General features: G+C 34.8%; 2 protein-coding genes. Both read right to left on the reverse strand.

Features of this window, described 5'->3' with window-relative positions:
* Positions 1-56: 56 nt before the first annotated feature.
* Positions 57-659: an HNH endonuclease family protein gene (locus tag VJ786_RS16530; RefSeq protein ID WP_336558059.1), complete on the reverse strand. Its 603-nt coding sequence runs from the start codon at positions 657-659 to the stop codon at positions 57-59.
* A partial coding sequence (locus VJ786_RS16535) for an AAA family ATPase (protein WP_336558060.1) occupies positions 656-1,306 on the reverse strand: 651 nt, incomplete at its 5' end. The genes VJ786_RS16530 and VJ786_RS16535, both read right to left, overlap by 4 nt.

Here is a 1,306-nt window from a genome sequence, read left to right on the forward strand (position 1 = left end):
AACAATGATTTCCCAAGTAGTGGCGAGCGAACGGGAAAGAGCCCAAACCATACCTGTTACGGCAGATATGGGGTTGTAGGACCACGATATTGTACTGTGCTATGAACTGGATCCCCAATAACTGCAGATTGTCTATCATATCTGTTGACCGCTTGTGCAATTTCTTGCAGCTTTTTCATTACACTCGCTCCAACTAAAAAACGTGGAGCAGCTAATTGCCTCGTGTCATTTAAATTCAATACTTTCTCAGTTAAAATTCCCAAATGACTTGAATCTTTATCGAAGATACTATTATTTTCAAAATACAAATGTGTTTTTGGATTATTTAAACAAGGATTAATAATTGGATAGAGTTGAGTATCATGATCTCCCTTTGCTTTTTTGCAACGACTACAAATTGGAAATAAGTTTCCCCAAAAAATAACTTTTGAAGGATACAATGACTTTGGATAAAAATGCTCAACTTCCATATATTTCCCCTCTTCTCCTAACCTGCACTCACAAAAAACACACTTATTATTAGTCATTTTCATAAGAGACTCAGCAATATAATCTTTTTTCCAAACAGCACTTTTAGTCTTTTTAAATTTAGCTGTGAGTGCTTGAACATGTTCATCAGTAAGGTTTAAAGGCTTGGAAGGTCTTTCTACATAAATCATTTTAAATCCTCCCAAATCATTAACTCGCCAGCTTGCACACTAAGTAATGTCGCTAAAGGATTCTGAGGATGAACCATTTCTCGAAGTTTTTTATATTCACACATTAACATTTCTCTATCTTTTTTTCGCAAAGCTACATTAAATTTTTCTAACGACTCTATAAATAAAGACGACATTGTTTGTCCTAAGCCCATTACATCTGTAAGAATCTCTTCAATTGTCCATCCTTGAAAACCATATTCGCTAGGAGATGGAATTTCCTTAACAGAAATATTACCATTAACATCCTCTCCTAAAGCTATTACTTCTTCTGGTTTTGCAGCTTGGATTATATGTGGACTATGAGTCGTACAAATCACCTGCGCTTTAGGTACTAGCTTTCTAATAACATCTACAAGTTTAGCTTGCCATTGCGGATGTAAATGTAAATCTATTTCATCAATAATTATTATTCCATTAAATTCGTTCACTAGGTTCGTTGTTGAAGAGGACTCTATCCCTCTAATTATCCCTAATAAAACTGTTAAAGAGGATTTATAACCAGAGGACAAACACTCCACTAATACTTCACCATGAGGAGTGTTTACAAACATATCTAAACTTTTAGGTCTAGGCGTATAGCCTTCTCCATGTTTTAAAATCGAATT

It is taken from the genome of Sphingobacterium tenebrionis (genome assembly GCF_037126265.1).
Taxonomy (GTDB): domain Bacteria; phylum Bacteroidota; class Bacteroidia; order Sphingobacteriales; family Sphingobacteriaceae; genus Sphingobacterium; species Sphingobacterium tenebrionis.